The sequence below is a fragment of the Bradyrhizobium sp. NAS96.2 genome (assembly GCF_001908235.1).
Classification (GTDB): Bacteria; Pseudomonadota; Alphaproteobacteria; order Rhizobiales; family Xanthobacteraceae; genus Bradyrhizobium.
The window spans coordinates 1-18,831 of record NZ_LGHK01000134.1; the positions used below are offsets into that span (position 1 = coordinate 1).

Sequence of the window (18,831 nt, forward strand, 5' to 3'; positions counted from 1 at the left end):
GGTCGCCGTCCACAATCACTACAAGCGGCTTAACCATCAGACCAAGCACAACGACGTCGAACTGGCGAAGTCGAACATCCTGCTGATCGGTCCGACCGGTTCGGGCAAGACGCTGCTCGCGCAGACGCTGGCCCGCATCCTCGACGTCCCCTTCACCATGGCTGACGCGACGACGCTGACCGAAGCCGGCTATGTCGGCGAGGACGTCGAGAACATCATCCTGAAGCTGCTGCAGGCCGCGGACTACAACGTCGAGCGTGCGCAGCGCGGCATCGTCTATATCGACGAAATCGACAAGATCAGCCGCAAGTCGGACAATCCTTCGATCACCCGCGATGTGTCGGGTGAGGGCGTCCAGCAGGCGCTGCTGAAGATCATGGAAGGCACGGTGGCCTCGGTCCCGCCGCAGGGCGGCCGCAAGCATCCGCAGCAGGAGTTCCTGCAGGTGGATACCACCAACATCCTGTTCATCTGCGGCGGTGCGTTCTCGGGCCTCGAGAAGATCATCTCCGCGCGCGGCCGTTCGACCTCGATCGGCTTCGCGGCGCAGGTGCTCGCGCCGGAGGATCGCCGTACCGGCGAGATCTTCCGCCACGTCGAGCCGGAAGATCTGCTGAAGTATGGCCTGATCCCGGAATTCGTCGGCCGTCTGCCCGTCGTTGCGACGCTGGAGGACCTCGACGAGACCTCGCTGAAGAAGATCCTGACCGATCCGAAGAACGCGCTGGTGAAGCAGTACCAGCGGCTGTTCGAGATGGAGAACATCGAGCTGACCTTCGCCGACGAGGCGCTTGGCGCGGTCGCCCGCAAGGCGATCGAGCGCAAGACCGGTGCGCGCGGCCTGCGGTCGATCCTGGAGAGCATCCTGCTCGAGACCATGTTCGACCTCCCGGGCCTGGAAGGCGTCGAGGAAGTCGTGATCTCGCGCGAGGTCGTCGAGGGCACGGCGCGTCCGCTCTACATCTACGCGGATCGTTCCGACCGCGCGGTCGAGAGCAGCGCGAGCGCCTAACAGCACGCGTCTCGACCCGCTAGAAATTGCACGGCTGCCGGGCGATCCGGCGGCCGTTGCGGCGCAACAGCAGCGCCGTTGTGGCATTGCAGTAAATGCCTGTTTAGCTTGAATTTCCCGGCACTTCTCAGACTTGACACCCCCCGGCCTGATAGCCACCTAATGCTATCGGCGAGGGATCTCATGCGTTGAGATTCGTCGCTTTTCGATGCGGAATAAGCGGCTGCCGACGGCAATCTTTTTTCCGGATCACCAAGGCACCTTGTGGCGGTTGCGCAAGCAGGCGGACTGCGAGCAAGGGGGCAAAACAAAAGGATAAGGCCATGACGACCTCAAAACCCCGGCCAACGATCGTCCACGGCGAAAGCCACTCCTATCCGGTGCTGCCGCTCCGCGACATCGTCGTCTTCCCGCACATGATCGTGCCTCTCTTCGTCGGCCGCGAGAAATCGATCCGCGCGCTCGAAGAGGTGATGAAGAACGACGCGCTGATCATGCTCGCGACGCAGAAGAACGCGTCCGATGACGATCCGGCACCCGATTCAATTTACGAGACCGGCACGCTCGCCAGCGTGCTGCAGCTCCTGAAGCTGCCCGACGGCACCGTCAAGGTGCTGGTCGAGGGCCTGGAGCGCGCGCGCGTCGAGAAGTATTCCGACCGCAGCGAATATTACGAGGCGACCGCGGTCGCGCTCGCCGACACGGACGCCAACTCGGTCGAAGCCGAGGCGCTGGCGCGTTCGGTCGTGTCCGACTTCGAAAGCTATGTGAAGCTGAACAAGAAGATCTCCGCCGAAGTCGTCGGCGTGGTCCAGGCGATCACCGATTTCGCCAAGCTCGGCGACACCGTGGCTTCGCATCTTGCGGTCAAGATTGCCGATCGGCAGGCGATCCTGGAGACGTTGTCCGTCACGCAGCGCCTGGAGAAGGTGCTGGGCCTGATGGAGAGCGAGATCTCGGTGTTGCAGGTCGAGAAGCGCATCCGCTCGCGCGTCAAGCGCCAGATGGAGAAGACCCAGCGCGAGTATTACCTGAACGAGCAGATGAAGGCGATCCAGAAGGAGCTCGGCGACGACGAAGGTCGCGACGAGCTGGCCGATCTGGAAGAGAAGATCTCCAAGACCAAGCTCTCCAAGGAAGCGCGCGAGAAGGCACAGCATGAGCTGAAGAAGCTGCGCCAGATGTCGCCGATGTCCGCGGAAGCGACCGTCGTGCGCAACTATCTGGATTGGCTGCTGTCGATCCCGTGGGGCAAGAAGTCCAAGGTCAAGAAGGACCTCGAGGCCGCGCAGGCGGTGCTGGACTCCGATCACTACGGGCTCGAGAAGGTCAAGGACCGTATCGTCGAGTATCTCGCGGTGCAGTCGCGCGCCAACAAGCTGACCGGACCGATCCTGTGCCTGGTCGGACCTCCCGGCGTCGGCAAGACCTCGCTTGGCAAGTCGATCGCGAAGGCGACCGGCCGCGAGTTCGTGCGCGTGTCGCTCGGCGGTGTGCGTGACGAGGCCGAGATCCGCGGTCACCGCCGCACCTATATCGGCTCGATGCCCGGCAAGATCATCCAGTCGATGCGGAAGGCGAAGACCTCGAATCCGCTGTTCCTGCTGGACGAGATCGACAAGATGGGCGCCGATTTCCGCGGCGATCCGTCGTCGGCGCTGCTTGAGGTTCTCGACCCCGAGCAGAACTCGACTTTCAACGACCACTACCTGGAGGTCGACTACGACCTGTCCAACGTGATGTTCATCACGACCGCGAATACGCTGAATATTCCGGGCCCGTTGATGGACCGCATGGAGATCATCCGGATCGCCGGTTACACGGAGAACGAGAAGGTCGAGATCGCGCGCAAGCATCTGATCCCGAGCGCGCTCTCCAAGCACGGTCTGGACTCCAAGGAATGGTCGATCGACGACGCGGCCTTGTTGCTGATGATCCGCCGCTACACCCGCGAAGCGGGCGTGCGTAACCTGGAGCGTGAGCTCTCCACACTCGCCCGCAAGGCGGTGAAGGAGCTGATGATCTCCAAGAAGAAGTCGGTGAAGGTCACCGAGGCGAACATCGAAGAGTTCCTCGGCGTGCCGAAGTATCGCTTCGGCGAGATCGACGACGAGGATCAGGTCGGTATCGTCACCGGCCTGGCGTGGACCGATGTCGGCGGCGAGCTGTTGACCATTGAAGGCGTCATGATGCCCGGCAAGGGCAAGATGACCGTCACGGGCAATCTGCGCGACGTGATGAAGGAGTCGATCTCGGCGGCGGCGTCCTACGTCCGCTCGCGCGCGATCGTCTACGGCATCGAACCGCCGATGTTCGACCGGCGCGACATCCACGTTCACGTGCCGGAGGGCGCAACCCCGAAGGACGGTCCGTCCGCAGGTGTTGCGATGGCCACCGCGATCATCTCGGTCATGACCGGAATCCCGGTCCGCCACGATGTCGCGATGACCGGCGAGATCACACTGCGTGGTCGCGTGCTGCCGATCGGCGGTCTGAAGGAGAAGCTGCTGGCTGCCGCGCGCGGCGGCATCAAGACGGTGCTGATCCCGGAGGACAACGCCAAGGATCTCACGGAGATTTCCGATGCGATCAAGGGCGGCATGGAGATCATTCCGGTCTCGCGGCTGGATGAAGTCGTCGCCAAGGCGCTGACCCGCGTGCCTGCGCCGATCGTCTGGGAAGAGGAGACCAGCAAGGTCGACGTCAAGCCCGACGCATCGGATGAGGCGTCCGGCGGCCTGACGGCGCACTGAAGCCAGCTCCAACCGAAATCATGAAACGGCGCCTTCGGGCGCCGTTTTGTTTTGGTGGCTCGCAAGTGAGGTAAGGACGCCCCGCGGATCGTCTTGCTTCAATCCTTCGGCGGCGCGAGCCACTGCAATTTCCGGTTCTCGCGGCTGCCGTCGGACGAGGCCGTGTCCCCATAACCGAGCGGGGTGATGCGACGAACGCAATGTCCGCTTTGTCGCCGTAGCGTTCGAATTCGTGCGGGAGCGCAATATGTCGCGAAGGGCCAAATCCGGAAATGGCCACCGCGCCTTTACTTACCGGTCCGTCGTCGGGCACGAGCAGACCCGGTCAATTGAGGCAATGTTTGGATATGATCCTTGCGGGCCTACGCACGGTGCGGGACAATTGCGAACTGTTCGAAGAGCAGGGAGGAATCTCCATGTTTCGTAAACTCGTGATTGGCGCGCTAGGCGCCATGGCTGTCTTGTTCGCGACGACGGTATTCGCGCAAGGTACCGCGGCAGACGCCAAGGCCATGCTTGAAAAGACGGTTGCGGCCATCAAAGCCGATAAGGCCAAGACGCTCGACCAGATCAACAAGGGCGAAAACGGCTTCCTTGCTGGCGACCTCTATCCGTTTTGCTTCAATCTGAGCGACGCACTCCTCGTCGCGGTCGGCAATCCCAACGTTAAGGCGTTGCTCGGCAAGGATGCGAGGACATTCAAGGACCCCACCGGCGACGTGTATGGTCCAAGGCTCTTTGACGCGGCAAAAGAGGGCCAGGTCAATGAGGTCAGCTACATGTCTCCCAAGGCCGGCGCTGACAAGACGTGGGTGCCGAAGGCGAGCTTCGTGACCGCGGTCGCTGGCCTCGGATGCGGCGTCGGTTACTACAAGTAGTCCGACCAAACCAACCCGTCATACGGGCGCCGAACTGCCGAGCTCCGGCGCTCACACAATGCTATTTTCTCGCGTGACCGGTCAGTTCCGAAGCCTTCCACTCCGCATGTGCGGTTTGCCATCGAGGCTGGTCAGTTTTTGATGTCCGTTTCAGGTCGTCTTCGACGGAGCCAGCGGGCTGCGCCTCAATGAGTCCGCATCCTGATTCTTTCTCTCGACGACGAAATTGCCGATCGCGCCGAGCGCCATCAGCACGCTGGTGCCGAGGAACACCGCGCGCATGCCGATATGGCCGCCGATGAATCCGCCGGCGAGCGGGCCGATCACCTGGCCGGCATATTGCGCCGAGATCGAGTAGCCGAGCATGCTGCCGGTGACCGCGTCGGGCACGTTGTGCCGGATCACGCTGGCGATGCAGGGCAGCAGGCCGCCGAGCGCAAGCCCCATCAGGAAGCGGAGCAGGATCAGCTGCCAGCCGCTGACCACGAAGGCCTGCGGGATCAGCAACACTGCCGAGGCCGCAAGGCAAACATTGATGATCCGCCAATGGCCGATACGGTCGGCCAGCTTGCCGAGGTGCGACGACGACAGCAGGCTGCCAAAGGCCGCGGCCGACATCACGAGGCCGGCCACGAACGTCACCTGCGGCGCCTCGACCAGTTGCGCGACATAGACCGTGATGATCGGCTCGATCGACATGTTGGCGACCATCAGCAGCAGGCCGGTGCCCCACATCGCGATCACAGGGCGCTTGTCCGGAACGAGTGACCAGCCGCCACGCGACTTGCTGCCTTTCGCGGTCTTCGGACGCGCTTCCTCACGGATCAGGAAGGTTGTGCCGAGGAAGGTGATGAAGATGACGCCGCCGATCAGGAAGAAGGTCGCGCGGATGCCGATCAGGCCGGGCAGGACGCCGCCGATCAACGGACCGACCAGGCTGCCGGCCATGATGCCGGCCGACAGCACGCCGATCGCCCAGCCGGAGCGCGCCTTCGGCGTCTGCGCTGCGACAAGCACCGTCGAGCCCGAAGCGTAGCCGCCGAGCAGGCCGGTCAACAGCCGCAAGCCGACCAGCTCATACACATTGTGCGCCATGCCGATCAGCGACATGGCGATCGCCATGCCGAGGCTCGCGCGGATCAGCATCAGCTTGCGGCCATAGCGATCCGCCAGCCGTCCCCACAACGGCGCCGTCAGCGCCGCGCTGAAGAAGGTTGCACCATAGGCTATGCCCGACCATTGCACGATGGCGGCATGATCGGTCACGCCGAGCTGCTCGACATAGAGCGGCAGGAACGGCAGCAGCAGCGTCATTCCCACGATGGTCGTGAAGGAGCCGAACACGCAGACGATCAGGTTGCGTCTCCAGGGCCCCGCATCGAGAGCAGCTTCGCGATCGATTTCCATGTTCATGTCAGCGCAATCCGATCACGGCGAAGCCGCGCGCCCGCAGGCCGCGGCGGTCCTCGTTCAGCGAACGCAGCAGGCGATCGCGGGTGTCCTTGATGTGATCGGCGGCCTCGCGTGCGGCAGCTTCCGGATCGTCGGCCTTGATGAAGCCGAGAATGCGCCGGTGCTCGCGCCAGGCCTGCTCGCGCGAGGGTTCGGTCCACACTTCGAGCCAGCGCGCCCGTGACAGCCGGGTCATGGCGCCGGTGATCGCCTTGACGATGAAGGGATTGCCGGAGAGCCGCGCGATCTCGACATGGAAATCGGTGCCGACACGATGCCATTCCTCGCGCGGCGCGCCGGACTGGCAGGCATCCAGCATCTCTTCGACGCCGGCGATGTCGGCTTCGCTCGCGCGCGCGCAGGCGAGGCGGACGGCGGTCGTCTCCAGCGGGATCCTGAACTCCGCCAGCGCTTCCAGCTCCCCGAGGTCGATCGGTGCGACGATCCAGTTGCGGCCGTCGCGGCGGACCAGCTCTTCGCCTTCGAGCCGCACCAGCGCAGCGCGGATCGGCGTGCGCGATCCCTCAAACCGGCTCTCGAGCCAGCGCTCGGTGAGCCGCTCGCCGGGGCCGAGGTCGAGGGAGAGGATCATCTCCCGGAGCTGCTCGTGGATCTGAAGCATCTGCGACATGGCGCTGTCCCTCGGGCTTGTTCCGACGAGACGCGTATCCCAAATTGGTATCCCATACAATCCAGATTTGGGATACCAGCGTTGTCCCAAACGGGCACGACGCCTTGCAGGCTGCAATCGAGGGGAACGACCTCTTGGCGACTGCCTTGTTGCACGACGCCGAACTGGGAGAACGCAGATGCGGATCGACGGGCAATGCCATTGCGGAGCCGTGACCTTTCGGGCCGAGATCGATCCCGAACGGGTGTCGATCTGCCATTGCACGGATTGCCAGGCGCTGACCGGCTCGCCCTAGCGCGTCACGGTGATTTGCGCCGCCGAAGCGGTCCGGCTGACCCATGGTGCGCCGAAAGTGTACGGCAGACGCGGCGATAACGGCCGGATCCGCTTCCAGCATTTTTGCAGCGATTGCGGTTCCCCCTTGTTCACCAGCGGCGAGGATGGAGGTCCCGATGATTGGGGCATCCGCTGGGGCAGCATCCGCCAGCGTGGCGAATTGACCCCGCGACGCCAGGTCTGCTGCCGCTCCGCCGCGCCCTGGATCAACGATCTCGGGGGATTGCCGGCACGGCCCGGGGATTGACGATGATGCATTGAAGCTTTGCGGCCTTGCACCTCGGGGGCGGGCGAGGCTAAAGAGGCGCGCAGGTAAGGGCGGCTAGCTCAGCTGGTTAGAGCATCTCGTTTACACCGAGAGGGTCGGGAGTTCGAATCTCTCGCCGCCTACCAGCCTTCGCCCTGCGGGCTATGGCTCGGCAAGCCAGCTTTCGCGGATGCAGTTGCCGCTTGCGCAGTGCCGCAGGGCGAAGGCTGTCGCGCCGAAGCTCGAAGAGCGAAGGCGGATTCCATCGGCAACCCTCAGACGAAGCCTGTTCAGCATGCTTCTGCGATGGATTAGGGGGATTCCGCCAGCGCTCCGCACCGGACGACGGAAGGCGACCGGATCCGGCCCTATGGTTGCAACATCCTGATTGTCGAGATCGGCCACTTCCCGATGTGCCCCGCAATCGAGATGCGCAACCCGTGACACTCGTCCAGAAACACGCCCTCGACGGTCCCGGCGGTCCCGTCGGTGAGAACCGCGGCTCTTCCGACAAGCTCGGCCTCCGCTTGCACATGCTCGCGCAGGATGACGGTGGCGCGGTGTTTCACGAGCTGCAAAGCGGCCTCTGGTTGAAGAGCCCTACGTAGCAAGGCCATTGCGCGGCCCTCAGTGAGCGCGTGGAGAGGGCGCGATCCCGACCGTGGGGTAGTTGTGGGGTGGCCGGGACCGCGCTTGCTCCGCGCTGGCCGGTCGAATGTCAATCGTCGGCCGATGGTGCGAAAGGTGCCGAAAGTCACGTGCTCAGGTTTGATGCCGACCTTGCTGCGATGCTATTCTCTCCGCCTAACCCGGGAACTTGATGCATGCGCAAAATCGCCGCGATTTTACTCCTCACCATGATTGGCGGACCTGCACTGGCGCAGTCGGACCATGTTCAGCGCTATCGCGAAGAGGTCGAGAAGTCGCCGGCCGATGCGGCCAACGAGGCGCGGCAGCAGCGCGCCTACCAGCGCGCGCTGAGCGGTGTGCCGGACCAGAAGCCGACCGACCCGTGGGGCATTGCGCGCCCCAATGAGGGGCAGGCCGCCCCGAAGGGGAGCGCCGCGAAGTCGAAGCCGGCCAAGCCCACGAACGCAGCCGCCAAGTAATCGGCGAAGTAATCAGGGAACGCGGACCAGGTCGATGAAATACTACGTCTGCAAATTGACCGGACCGCGCCCGACCTTCCCGCAAGACATGACGCCGCAGGAAGCCGCCGTCATGCAGGCGCACGTCGCCTATTGCGGCGAATTGCTGCAGGCCGGCAAGGCGCTGATCTTCGGGCCGGTCGCCGATCCCGCCGGCGTCTGGGGATTGGGCGTGCTGCAACTGTCCGATGATGCCGATCCGCAGGAGATCGTCGCCAACGATCCCGTCACCAAGGCCAATGCCGGATTCACCTATCAGGTCACGCCGATGTTGCGCGCTGCGACGCGCGAGAGCTGCTAGCATCGGCCAAGGCTTCACAACAAGGCTTCCCAATAAGGTTTTGAGCGCATGAACGCTGGCCATCCGCAGAACGCCGATCAGATTGCATATTGGAACGGGCCGGGCGGTCAGCGCTGGGCGTCAAGACAGGCCGCGCAAGACATCGTGCTGCAGCCGGTGCTTGACCCGCTGATCGATCGTGCCGCGCCGAAGGCTGGCGAACGCGTCGTCGATGTCGGCTGCGGCAGCGGCGCCTCGAGTTTTGCGCTGGCGGCAAAGGTCGCGCCCGCGGGCCACGTGCTTGGCGTCGACGTCTCGGAGCCGATGCTGACGCGGGCGCGGCAGAGCGCGCCGCAGGGATTGCCGGTCGAATTCACACTCGCCGATGCGACGGTGTATCCGTTCGCCCGCGAAAGCTTTGACTTGTTGGCCTCGCGCTTCGGCGTGATGTTCTTTGCCGATCCGGCGGTATCCTTTGCCAATCTGCGCAAGGCGATGAAGCCGACCGGCCGTCTTGCCTTCGCGTGCTGGCAGGAGCCGCGCGAAAATCCGTTCTTCATGGCGCCGCTGCAGGCAGTCTACAAGCACGTGCCCAAGCTGCCGCAGCTCGGCCCCGAGGATCCCGGCCCGTTTTCGTTTGCCTCCGAAGTCCGGGTGAAGCGGATCCTGGGCGAAGCCGGCTTCTCCGGCATCGTTATGGAGCCGTGCAAGGTCGAGCTCGATGTCGCGACCGGCCGCGGCATCGATGCGGCGATCCAGGGCGCGCTCGAGATCGGGCCCGCCAGCCGTGCGCTGGAAGGCCATCCAGATGACGTGCGCGCCGCCGCGATCGCATCGATGCGCGAAGCGCTGGCGCCCTTCGTCAAAGGCGATTCCGTGCTGCTGCCGGGTGCGATCTGGATCGTGACCGCACGGGCCTAGGAGAACGAGTTGGTTGTGCCGTCATTGCGAGGAGCGTAGCGACGAAGCAATCCATCTATCCGCGCGTTGAGATATGGATTGCTTCGCTTCGCTCGCAATGACGGGGAGAGAGTTGCGACGAGCCTACGCGCGCTCCTCCCAGATCATCGCGAGGTGCACGATGGTCTGCACCGCCTTTTCCATGTCCTGGCGGCTGACCCATTCGAGCCGCGAATGGAACGCGTGCTCGCCGGCGAAGATGTTCGGGCAAGGCAATCCCATGAAGGACAGCCGCGAACCGTCGGTGCCGCCGCGGATCGAGGTCTTCACCGGCGTCAGTCCCGCGCGCTCGATCGCCTCGATCGCATAGGCGACGATCTGCGGGTGGCGGTCGATCACCTCTTTCATGTTGCGGTACTGCTGCTTGATCTCCATGCGGTAGGTCGAGCGCGGATATCCCTTCATGACATCCTTGGCGATCGCTTCGAGCAGCGCTTCCTTCTGCTTCAGGCCGGCTTCGGTGAAATCGCGCACGATGAAGTCGATCCGTGCGTGCTCCAGCGCGCCCGAGATCGCGACCGGATGCAGGAAGCCTTCCTTGCCTTCGGTGGTCTCGGGCGAGCAGTGATCCCTGGGCAGGCGATCGACGATCGCGGCCGCGATCTTGATCGCGTGCTCCATCTTGCCCTTGGCGAAGCCCGGATGGGTGGCGACGCCCTCGATGATGATGCTGGCGCCGTCGGCGGAGAAGGTCTCGTCCTCGATATGGCCCGCGGTCTCGCCGTCCATGGTGTAGCCGAAATCGGCCCCGAGCTTCTTGATGTCGACCTTGTCGACGCCGCGGCCGATCTCCTCGTCCGGCGTGAACAGGATCTTGATGGTGCCGTGCTTCACCTGCGGATTGGTCATCAGGAAATGCGCGGCATCCATGATCTCGGCGAGGCCGGCCTTGTTGTCGGCGCCGAGCAGGGTGGTGCCGTCGGTCGTGATGATGTCGTTGCCGATCTGGTCGGCCAGCGCTTCATGCTCGGCGGCGCGGATCACCTGCGAGGCGTCGGCGGGCAACACGATGTCGCCGCCGCGATAGTTCTTCACGATCTGCGGCCTGACGTTCTTGCCGGTGCAATCGGGCGAGGTGTCCATGTGCGAGCAGAAGCAGATCACCGGCACGGTCTTGTCGGTGTTGGCCGGGATCGTCGCATAGACATAGCCGTGCGGATCGAGATGCGCGTCGGCTATTCCCATCGCCTGCAGTTCGCTGACCAGCAGGCGGCCGAGATTCTTCTGCTTCTCGGTGGAGGGGCAGGTCGGTGAATCCGGGTCGGACTGGGTGTCGATCACGACATAGCGCAGGAAGCGCTCGGTGACGGTGTGTTTGAAGTCGAGAACCGGTGCCAGCATGAAGACCGCGCAAGGGTAGGGACGGGACAATGCGCCTTGGCGAAGTTGGTTCGCGCAAGCAAACCGGATCAAGGCGAGCAGGAGGCAATTCTATAACAGAAAAGCGCCGCTCCGGGGCCGCGTCACGAGCCGGAATGGCGCTTTGATATCAACGGAGAGTAAAAGCCTTAAACGGCTTCCTTCAGCTCCTTGGCGGCGCGGAAGGCGACCTTCTTGCTCGCCTTGATATGGATCTGCTCGCCGGTCGCCGGATTGCGGCCCATGCGGGCGGCGCGCTTGCGGACCTGGAGGATGCCGAGGCCGACGATCCTGATCCGCTCGCCCTTCTTGAGGTGCTTGGTGATCCGGGTGACCATGTCGGTCAGGATCGCCTCGGCCTGCTTCTTGGACAACTCCTGCTCTTCGGCGATGGCCGCCGCCAGGTGCTTCAGCGTGATCGTCGCCGGGGTCGCTGCTTTCTTCGCCATGTGTGGCCCTCCTCGTTGCTGAATGGCTGGATTGCTTGCTTTCGCGCGAATGGCGTGCCGTTCGCGTCGGAAAAATGCGCCCGGTAAAGTCCTGAAACCGCCGGTTCTGGGAACGGGCAGCGCCGGGCCGGCCACAGGAAACCCAGACGTATCAGGCCTTATTTGATTCGGGGCTTTGCTGACTACGCCGTTTCGCCTGAAAACAGGCTACAACTCGCAGCCACGGCGCAAAAGCGCCTGCACTGTGCAGGGATCCGCAACGCGCTTGACTATCGGGATGCGGGCCTTTATGCCCTCGGTCCTGCGCGGATCAATCCGAAGATCGGCATCCGCGGGAGTAGCTCAGTTGGTTAGAGCGCCGCCCTGTCACGGCGGAGGCCGCGGGTTCGAGTCCCGTCTCTCGCGCCAGTCATTTCAAGCACTTAGCCCAAGTTCCAGATTTTGAGACGTGCCACGCGGCGCGCTGTCGTGACGCTCTGGACGCCTCTGTCCGGGCTTGCCGGCACGCATCTTCGAGACCCCCAAAAACAATCGCCAAGCTCGCCTCTTTCAGACGATTTCAATCGCCGGTTGGCTCCCGGCGATCGCATGATCATCATTCACGCGCGCAATCCGGCATTCCGCCACGCCTGACACGATCAGCCAGGTTTCTGGCTGTGCGCCTTCTCCGATGACGACTGTTGCATCCTGATCCGGGAGTGCCTGGAGTGCTTGGATGAGCTCGCGGACTTTCATCGATAGGATTCCTGGAGGCCGCACGCTGGAGCGCCTCACGCGAGCATCAGATAGGCGAACGCGGTAGTGACTATCGCCACCCGGATCGGTGAGAATGGAAGCAGCGCAGGTCCCGGTTCACGTGGGCAGCGTAACGCGCCAGCCTGACGTCAACCTTACTTGCTCGGCCGAAGTCCAGCCGATGCCGCTGCTGGATCGACGGAACCGATCAGCTACGTAAGGTTGTCATCTTTCTGCAATACACTTGATGAAAGCGGTCGCAAGGCTTGCAGCAAGAGCCGCGTGCGCGGTTCCGCCGCGTTCCGGAACTCGCGCGTATGATGCGTCTTAAAGTTGCCGGAGAGATCACCGAAGTTTCGGAAACATTCAGATGACGCTGGCGCGGCAAGGACCGACAAACAGAGTAGGAGACCTGCGGATGGATTGGAGCCTGTGGCTGAACGAATACTACAAGGACGAGCTGGCGAGGACGGAGGCCGCATGCGGAAGGGGCGAGCCTGCGTACGAAGCGTTTAAGTGGATCGACGATCCCTATCTTTGGAACGTGTTGCTCTGGAAGGAGTATGACGGCTTCGACGCCATCAAGGCGACGATTCCCGATCCGCCCGACGCCGGCACCCAGAAGAACTGGAGCGGTCGTTCCGGGATGGAACTCGGCGCCGCGGTAATCGAAACCTATCGGCTCATACACGACAAACTCAGGCTGCATCTGGACAAGCCATTCGAAGAGTGTTCGGTGCTGGATTATGGTTGCGGCTGGGGCAGCGTGCTCAGATATTTCATGAAGGATGTGCCGCTGCGCAATTTGCATGGGTGTGATCCTCACAAGGGCATCATCCAGGTCGCGCAACGCTCCAACCCTCGCGCCGATATCGTACTGTCGGACAGCCTGCCGAAACGCCTTCCATTCAACCAGAAATTCGATGTCGCCTACGCGCTGTCGATCTGGACGCACCTCTCTCCGGTCGCGAGCGACGTATGCCTCGACGCGGTCCATGCTGCGCTGGAGGATCGTGGTCTCTTCCTTCTGACGGTGCGGCCGCCGGCATATGCATTCTATGAGCCGATCTCGAAATTGCCCGGTTGGGATCAGCAAAGGATCACCGAAACGGTGCGGCGAGACGGCTTCTACTTCTATCCCCAAAGCTATCCGGTCGATGGCGAAATGACATACGGCGAGACGATCATCACCAAGCAGTACATCGAGGAGCACTGGACCGACCGGTTCGATATCGTCGACGTCGGCATGAATGGGATCTCGCCCTATCAGAGCATTATCGTTCTTCGAAAGAAGTCGCGGCCACATTAGTCAGGCCGCCCGCACGCAAGCACTGTCTTTGCGCGCCCGCCACGTCCCGGCTGGGCGCGCAAGATCAGGACGCCGCGAGGCTGACGACGCCGACCTGCCGGGCGGCGTGCGCGGGACTGCGGGATAATTCCGCGCGCTGTTCCGGCGTCAGCCACCACAACAGGAACAGCAGCGCGATCCCGTTCGAGACCAGGCCCGTGGTCAGCGGTACGTTCATGATCGCCTGAACGGCGATGCCTGATGACACCGCGATGAAGCGCGGCGATAGGTGCCGCGAGACCGTCGACCCAGCCGACAGGATCAGGCCGCACACGAGCGCCGAAACCGGCGCGAGCGCCAGGCCGACCGACGCGATGCCCTCGGTGGCGAGGAAGGACGCGTTGAAATTGCCGTCGCGATAGATCGCGCCGAGCGTCGGGCCGAGTTCGCCATACGGGCAGGTGGTCACCTGTCGCAGGATCGATATCTGGCAGAACCGGGTCGGCTCGCGGTGGGCAAAGAAGTCGGCATATTGATCGAGCGCCAGTGACGGGATCGCAAGGAAGCGCAGGTTGATGGCGCTGAACACGACGTAGTCCTTGTCGGCGCCGAGAACGGCGAATGCCGAGAGCCCAATGGTCGCAGGGAGCAGGAATGCGAGCACCGTGGCCAGTCGCGGGTTGAACTGGCCGTAGAGCCAGAACAGGAACGGCAGCCAGATCGGCAACAGCAGAACGGTCTTGTTGTTGACGACCGGATAGAAGCACAGCGCGAACAGCAACACGCAGGCGGCCTGCAACCATTGTCTGCGCGACGCGAAATGCGCAAACAGATAGGGCAGCACCGCTCCGATCATGATTCCGGTGAGATAATTCAACAGAGCCGGCCGCGCGATGGCGTTGCGGGCTGTGCCATAGGGATTGCCAAGGTTGACCCCGTAGGAGATGTCGGAGATCAGCACGGCGAGGGACGACGCCAGCAGCAGCAGCGCAACGCGTTTGATGGCCGCTTCCGACAGGTTGGGCCGCCAGACCGGCATGTCTGGAACATCAGGGGGATCATCGCGGCGGCCAGCGCGGCGATCATGGCCCAGCGGGCGATCGCGTGCGGGTAGTCGAACGCACTGAAGAAGCTGAGCCAGACGAAGCCGAACACGGCTGACAGCAGCGAGAAGCTCACCAGATAACCGAAGCTGAAGCGTCCCGCGGCGAATGCCGGGATGAAGATGGCCATGATGGCAGTGCCGAGGATGGCCTCGGCGGTGATGCCGGATCGCCAGACATGCATCGCCGGGAACGCGTGCCCGCAGGCGATCAGCGAGGCGGTGCTGACGGCGAAGAACCCGAGGATCGCGCCCCCGACAACCAGGTCATCGCGCGTCATTGCACCGGCCCGTTCGATTCGAGAGCTGTGCGACAACTAGCCAGCCGGCCTCGGTCGAATCAAGTCAAGCAACGTTGAGCGACGTTGCGGTCTGTATTGTAATATTTCCGTTGTGCGATCGGCCACCGCGGCGCCGCATTGAACGCACAATCGGCAACAGGCTGCCCTGATCAGGCAAAGAATGCGGCAACCGCGTTCAGGTCGGATTGTCCAGGCGCGTCGCCGCGCAAATTCGCGTCGATGATGCGGCGGCAGGCGTCGACCGTGTGGGTATCGCCCAATTCGTTGGCGGCCTCGAGGATCGACCAGACCGTATCCAGGGGAATCTCGCTCTGCATGGTCGCGCTCGGATCTGACAGCATCGGCGGGGCCGAGGTTAGAATTCGAACAGGTCGCGGCCGCGCCGCGCCAGGGTGTGCAGGTCCGCCACCGTGCCGCGCACGGCGTTGCAGCGGCGGCATTCGATGATGGTATCGCCGGAAGCGTGCGCCGGATCGGCGACCTTGATCGCCAGGCTGCCGCAATCGGCGCAGATGATCTTGAAGCCGGTGGAAATTACTTGCTGCTGCAAATTCATTGCGGGCCCGCGCCTCTGTTGACGCGCACCTTACGGAACAATTTTTAAGACTGGGGTCGCGGAGCGGATCGCAATCGAACGACCGCGTTAGGACGCGGTTAAGATTTCGCCGCGGCCGCGATCCGGCAGATGCAGCGTCGGCCTGCCGAGCGCGGATACCGCGGCGCGCAGCGCCTCGCGCGCATTGACGGTGATGATTCCGGTGGCGTGGGCCCAGACCGCGAGGTCGGATGCGCTGTCGCCGGCATAGATGAAGCCCGCGGGAAAGCGCTTCAGCAGCAGGCCGGCCTTGTTGGCGCCCTTGAGATTGTGCGCGCCGTCGGAGGCGAGCACCTCGTCGATCCAGGGCAGTCGCGATGCAAGCTGGTTCGCGAGCAGCGCGTCGGCCGCGGTCGCCAGCACGACGCGGCGGCCAGCGGCCTTCTCGCGCTCGGCCAGTGCGACGACGTCCTGGTGTAGTTCGATCCGGCTCCAGTCGATGCGCTGGCGCCGTGCAAGCTGGCGCTTCAACGCCGCGCGTCCGCGCGCCAGCCAGGCGGCGCATGCGACGACGATCAGCGGATTGCGGCGCAGGATCGAGAAGAAGCTGAGATAGAGCAGGTCGCCCCTGATCAGGGTGCCGTCGAGGTCGAGCACCAATGGCAGCGACGTCGGCAGCCCGAGCAGGGTGGACGTTCCGCCGGTGCGGGAAGCGTCCTGCGGTTCTGCAACTATGTCGCCCGCGAGGCGAGGCTCAGTCATTCGCGACGCTCAGCCGGCTTGTGACCCTGCGCACGTCGATCGCGCGCGCTCCGGTCTCTGTGGTCCTGTGATCGCCGTAGCCGAACCGGGCGGCAAAAGCCACAGCGTCTTGATCGGAGCGCAAAGACGATCAGGCCCAACAAAAAGGCCGCCCGAGGGCGGCCGTTTTGTCTGCCGAAGCCTGAAAAATCCTAGCGGACCGTCGAGGTGCCCGAGGAGGTGATCGCAACCGGCTTGCCGGCCTTGATGACCTGGTTGGTCTGGGCGGTCTGGGTGAAATCCGCATTGTTCCGCGCCGAAATGCCGAACGCCGCAACCCCGATGGCCGCAACGAGGGCAACCACCACGATCTTGAGGTGGGTCGCGCGATCAGCTGAATGGATCGAGTGGTTCATGGTCGCCTCCGGGCGTCTATGCGCCGTCTATGGCAGCTACTGGTAAGCCCGATCTGTTTCCGGATCGTTTCGTGAGTTCCTTGAAATGGTTTCGTGCCACGGGCCGATTGGTTTCACCGTGCCTTGCGTCACACAGGCGGAGGACCGAAACTGACCCCAGGCGCGGGATGCGCTCGGGAGAAAAACAATAATGAAAACAACGAATGTGACCCGCCGCCGGGTGCTGGGCACCGGCACGGCCGCAATGGCCGCCACGATGTTTGGTAAGCCGGTCCTTGCCGCGGCCGAGTTCGACTTCAAGCTCGGCGTCAACACTCCGGAAACCCATCCGCTAACAATCCGCCTGGCCGAGGCGGCCAAGCTGGTCGGCGCGCAATCGTCCGGCCGGCTCAACATCACGGTGTTCGCCAACAGCCAGCTCGGTGGCGATCCGGAGATGCTGTCGCAGGTCCGGGCCGGCGGTATCGAATTATTGGCTGCGCCCAGCATGACGCTGTCGACGCTGGTGCCGCTGTCCGGTCTGCCCAGCATCGGCTTCGCCTTCCAGTCCTACGACCAGGTTTGGGCGGCGATGGACGGCGGCGTCGGCGATCTCGTGCGCGAGGCGATCGCCAAGACCGGCGTCGTGCCGCTGAAGAAGGTCTGGGATAACGGCTTCCGCCAGATCACCTCGTCGTCGAGTCGGCAGCTCAACAGCGTCGACGATCTCAAGGGCTTCAAGATCCGCGTGCCGGTGACGGCATTGCTGACCTCACTGTTCTCGGGGCTTGGCGCGCTGCCGTCGAGCATCTCCTACAGCGAGCTCTATTCGGCGCTGCAGACCCACATCGTCGAAGGCCAGGAGAATCCGCTGGCGCAGGTCTCGACCGGAAAGCTGTACGAGGTGCAGAAATACTGTGCGCTGTCGAACCATTGCTGGAGCGGCTACTGGATCCTCGGCAACCGCCGCGCGATGGCGGGCCTGCCGCCCGATCTCGTCGAGATGATCAACGCTGCGTTCGACGCGGCGGCGGCGAAGGAGCGGTCAGACCTTGTCGAGATGGACCGCTCGTTGCAGGCCGAGCTGACCGAGAAGGGCATGACGTTCAACAAGCCCGATCCCGTGCAGTTCAGGGCCGCACTGGTGAAGGCCGGCTTCTACACCCAGTGGCAGAAGACCTATGGCGCGGACGCCTGGGCGGCGCTGGAGAAATATACCGGCAAGCTGACGTAACGGCACAAGGTCGCCAGCAGCAATGCAACGGCCGATCGCGCGAGCAATGCGATGCACGATCGGCATTGGTCCGCCCAGCAAAGCCTGCGAGAAAACGTGGGACCATCCTTGTGGCGCAGAAAGCACACCGACGCGCTTTCGGTTCCATTCTGGATTTTTGTCATGCGGCAGGATGTCTCAGGGGATACAACCTCACGCTGAGATTTTCAGTGGCCGCGCGGCGCGCGGCCCAAGTTGGAATGCCATGCGCGTGCACGTTGTGGAACGCTTCCGTTTTCCTCGTCTACAACGGGTCGCGGTAACCCTTGCTCTGCTCGTCGCGTGCGGGACCGGCGCACACGCCCAGACGGTGCTGAACGCCAGCGATGGCGCGAGCCTCGTCGCCGCGCTGACGACGATCGATAACAATCCGGGCACCAGCTACACGCTCAACATCACGCAGAACATCACGCTGACCAGCGGGACGACGCTGCCCGTCATCAATTCGAGCAGCAGGGTCACGATCAACGGCGGCAACTTCACGCTCGACGGCGGCGGCGTGCAGCGCGGGCTCTTCGTCTACTCGGGCACCGTTGCGGTCAACAATCTGACGATCCAGAACGCCGTGGCCAGGGGCGGCAATGGCGGCAACGGGGGGTGATGGCGGAGGCGGCGGCGGCATGGGCGCCGGCGGCGCGCTGTTCGTCGCCAGCGGCGCCAATGTCACGGTGAGCAATGTTGCGCTCGCCAGCAACCAGGCCAATGGCGGCAATGGCGGCAATTACGGCGCAGGCGGCGGGGGTGGTGGCGGCGGCCTTGGTGGCAATGGCGGTAATGGCGGCAATGCCGGTGCTGGCGGCGGCGGCGGAATTGGCCTCGGCGCCAATGGCGGGGTCGGCGCGGCTAACGCCACGGGTGGCAACGGTGCTGCCGGCATCGCCATCGGCGCTGCTGGCGGCGGCGCCGGTATCACCGACTCTTTAGCGGCGCCACGGCGGGCACGGGTGGCGCCAGC

General features: G+C 63.7%; 21 protein-coding genes, 2 tRNA genes and 2 pseudogenes. 13 read left to right on the plus strand and 12 right to left on the minus strand.

What is annotated here, in order from left to right; translation table 11 throughout:
* From clpX to AC628_RS26635, 3 genes are all read left to right on the plus strand, one after another.
* The coding region (gene clpX, locus AC628_RS26625) for an ATP-dependent Clp protease ATP-binding subunit ClpX (RefSeq protein ID WP_074129778.1) at nt 1–1,012 on the plus strand (1,012 nt) is incomplete at its 5' end.
* 323 nt (nt 1,013–1,335) lie between these two features.
* Nucleotides 1,336–3,765: an endopeptidase La gene (gene lon, locus AC628_RS26630; RefSeq protein ID WP_038385055.1), complete on the plus strand. Its 2,430-nt coding sequence runs from the start codon at nt 1,336–1,338 to the stop codon at nt 3,763–3,765.
* Between the two features lie 341 nt (nt 3,766–4,106).
* A complete protein-coding gene (locus tag AC628_RS26635; protein ID WP_502689772.1) occupies nt 4,107–4,643 on the plus strand; it encodes a cache domain-containing protein in 537 nt (178 codons plus the stop codon).
* Nucleotides 4,644–4,793: 150 nt separating this feature from the next.
* Here the strand turns inward: AC628_RS26635 and AC628_RS26640 are convergent, their stop codons facing one another.
* Both AC628_RS26640 and AC628_RS26645 read right to left on the minus strand, forming a co-directional pair.
* A complete protein-coding gene (locus tag AC628_RS26640) occupies nt 4,794–6,056 on the minus strand; it encodes an MFS transporter (protein WP_083633152.1) in 1,263 nt (420 codons plus the stop codon).
* Between the two features lies 1 nt (nt 6,057).
* Nucleotides 6,058–6,726, minus strand: coding sequence for a GntR family transcriptional regulator (locus tag AC628_RS26645; protein WP_074129779.1), 669 nt, complete (start codon nt 6,724–6,726; stop codon nt 6,058–6,060).
* A gap of 178 nt (nt 6,727–6,904) precedes the next feature.
* Between AC628_RS26645 and AC628_RS26650 the strand changes: the two are divergent.
* Nucleotides 6,905–7,309: pseudogene (locus AC628_RS26650) on the plus strand (GFA family protein).
* A gap of 69 nt (nt 7,310–7,378) precedes the next feature.
* Nucleotides 7,379–7,455: transfer RNA gene (locus AC628_RS26655), tRNA-Val, on the plus strand.
* 222 nt (nt 7,456–7,677) lie between these two features.
* On the opposite strand, the gene AC628_RS45510 is transcribed toward AC628_RS26655, so the two are convergent.
* Entirely contained in the window at nt 7,678–7,926 is a 249-nt protein-coding gene (locus AC628_RS45510) for a photosystem reaction center subunit H (RefSeq protein WP_074129780.1), read from the minus strand.
* 207 nt (nt 7,927–8,133) lie between these two features.
* Here AC628_RS45510 and AC628_RS26665 point away from each other — a divergent pair, with 207 nt between their 5' ends.
* From AC628_RS26665 to AC628_RS26675, 3 genes are read left to right on the plus strand one after another with little or no spacing between them, the layout of a single operon-like run.
* Entirely contained in the window at nt 8,134–8,418 is a 285-nt protein-coding gene (locus AC628_RS26665) for a hypothetical protein (RefSeq protein ID WP_074129781.1), read from the plus strand.
* Between the two features lie 34 nt (nt 8,419–8,452).
* Nucleotides 8,453–8,758, plus strand: a complete 306-nt coding sequence (locus AC628_RS26670; RefSeq protein WP_074129782.1) for a YciI family protein — start codon at nt 8,453–8,455, stop codon at nt 8,756–8,758.
* Between the two features lie 48 nt (nt 8,759–8,806).
* Entirely contained in the window at nt 8,807–9,658 is an 852-nt protein-coding gene (locus tag AC628_RS26675; RefSeq protein ID WP_074129783.1) for a class I SAM-dependent methyltransferase, read from the plus strand.
* A 123-nt stretch (nt 9,659–9,781) separates the two neighbouring features.
* Here AC628_RS26675 and pepT read toward each other — a convergent pair whose 3' ends face one another.
* Together pepT and AC628_RS26685 are read right to left on the minus strand one after the other, a co-directional pair.
* Nucleotides 9,782–11,038 carry a peptidase T gene (gene pepT, locus AC628_RS26680; protein WP_074129784.1) on the minus strand — a complete coding sequence of 419 codons (1,257 nt, stop codon included), beginning with the start codon at nt 11,036–11,038 and terminating at the stop codon, nt 9,782–9,784.
* Nucleotides 11,039–11,205: 167 nt separating this feature from the next.
* Nucleotides 11,206–11,529: an HU family DNA-binding protein gene (locus AC628_RS26685; RefSeq protein ID WP_224924859.1), complete on the minus strand. Its 324-nt coding sequence runs from the start codon at nt 11,527–11,529 to the stop codon at nt 11,206–11,208.
* Between the two features lie 307 nt (nt 11,530–11,836).
* Here AC628_RS26685 and AC628_RS26690 point away from each other — a divergent pair.
* Nucleotides 11,837–11,913, plus strand: a tRNA-Asp gene (locus AC628_RS26690).
* 141 nt (nt 11,914–12,054) lie between these two features.
* Here the strand turns inward: AC628_RS26690 and AC628_RS26695 are convergent.
* Entirely contained in the window at nt 12,055–12,240 is a 186-nt protein-coding gene (locus tag AC628_RS26695; protein ID WP_074129785.1) for a hypothetical protein, read from the minus strand.
* A gap of 370 nt (nt 12,241–12,610) precedes the next feature.
* Between AC628_RS26695 and AC628_RS26700 the strand changes: the two genes are divergently transcribed.
* Nucleotides 12,611–13,549, plus strand: a complete 939-nt coding sequence (locus tag AC628_RS26700; protein WP_083633153.1) for a class I SAM-dependent methyltransferase — start codon at nt 12,611–12,613, stop codon at nt 13,547–13,549.
* A gap of 64 nt (nt 13,550–13,613) precedes the next feature.
* Here the strand turns inward: AC628_RS26700 and AC628_RS26705 are convergent, their stop codons facing one another.
* The 6 genes from AC628_RS26705 to AC628_RS26730 all read right to left on the minus strand — a co-directional run bounded on the left by AC628_RS26705 (nt 13,614) and on the right by AC628_RS26730 (nt 16,624).
* On the minus strand, nt 13,614–14,567 hold the full coding sequence (locus AC628_RS26705) for a hypothetical protein (RefSeq protein WP_074129787.1): 954 nt from the start codon (nt 14,565–14,567) through the stop codon (nt 13,614–13,616).
* Nucleotides 14,483–14,911, minus strand: coding sequence for a hypothetical protein (locus AC628_RS26710; protein WP_074129788.1), 429 nt, complete (start codon nt 14,909–14,911; stop codon nt 14,483–14,485). The genes AC628_RS26705 and AC628_RS26710 overlap by 85 nt, the downstream gene beginning before the upstream one ends.
* A 170-nt stretch (nt 14,912–15,081) precedes the next feature.
* Nucleotides 15,082–15,273 (minus strand): hypothetical protein, encoded by a 192-nt coding sequence (locus AC628_RS26715; protein ID WP_074129789.1) that lies wholly within the window; start codon nt 15,271–15,273, stop codon nt 15,082–15,084.
* Nucleotides 15,274–15,287: 14 nt separating this feature from the next.
* On the minus strand, nt 15,288–15,488 hold the full coding sequence (locus tag AC628_RS26720; protein WP_074129790.1) for a hypothetical protein: 201 nt from the start codon (nt 15,486–15,488) through the stop codon (nt 15,288–15,290).
* A gap of 87 nt (nt 15,489–15,575) precedes the next feature.
* Complete coding sequence (locus tag AC628_RS26725; protein ID WP_074129791.1) at nt 15,576–16,229, minus strand: haloacid dehalogenase-like hydrolase; 654 nt, start codon at nt 16,227–16,229, stop codon at nt 15,576–15,578.
* A gap of 191 nt (nt 16,230–16,420) precedes the next feature.
* Nucleotides 16,421–16,624 carry a hypothetical protein gene (locus AC628_RS26730; protein WP_021079164.1) on the minus strand — a complete coding sequence of 68 codons (204 nt, stop codon included), beginning with the start codon at nt 16,622–16,624 and terminating at the stop codon, nt 16,421–16,423.
* A gap of 256 nt (nt 16,625–16,880) precedes the next feature.
* Between AC628_RS26730 and AC628_RS26735 the strand changes: the two genes are divergently transcribed.
* The 3 genes and pseudogenes from AC628_RS26735 to AC628_RS44870 form a co-directional block, all read left to right on the plus strand.
* Nucleotides 16,881–17,837, plus strand: coding sequence for a TRAP transporter substrate-binding protein (locus AC628_RS26735; protein ID WP_083633155.1), 957 nt, complete (start codon nt 16,881–16,883; stop codon nt 17,835–17,837).
* 244 nt (nt 17,838–18,081) lie between these two features.
* Entirely contained in the window at nt 18,082–18,477 is a 396-nt protein-coding gene (locus AC628_RS26740; RefSeq protein WP_143201816.1) for a hypothetical protein, read from the plus strand.
* A pseudogene (locus AC628_RS44870) lies at nt 18,458–18,831 on the plus strand (hypothetical protein); the annotation flags it as partial. The gene AC628_RS26740 and the pseudogene AC628_RS44870, both read left to right, overlap by 20 nt.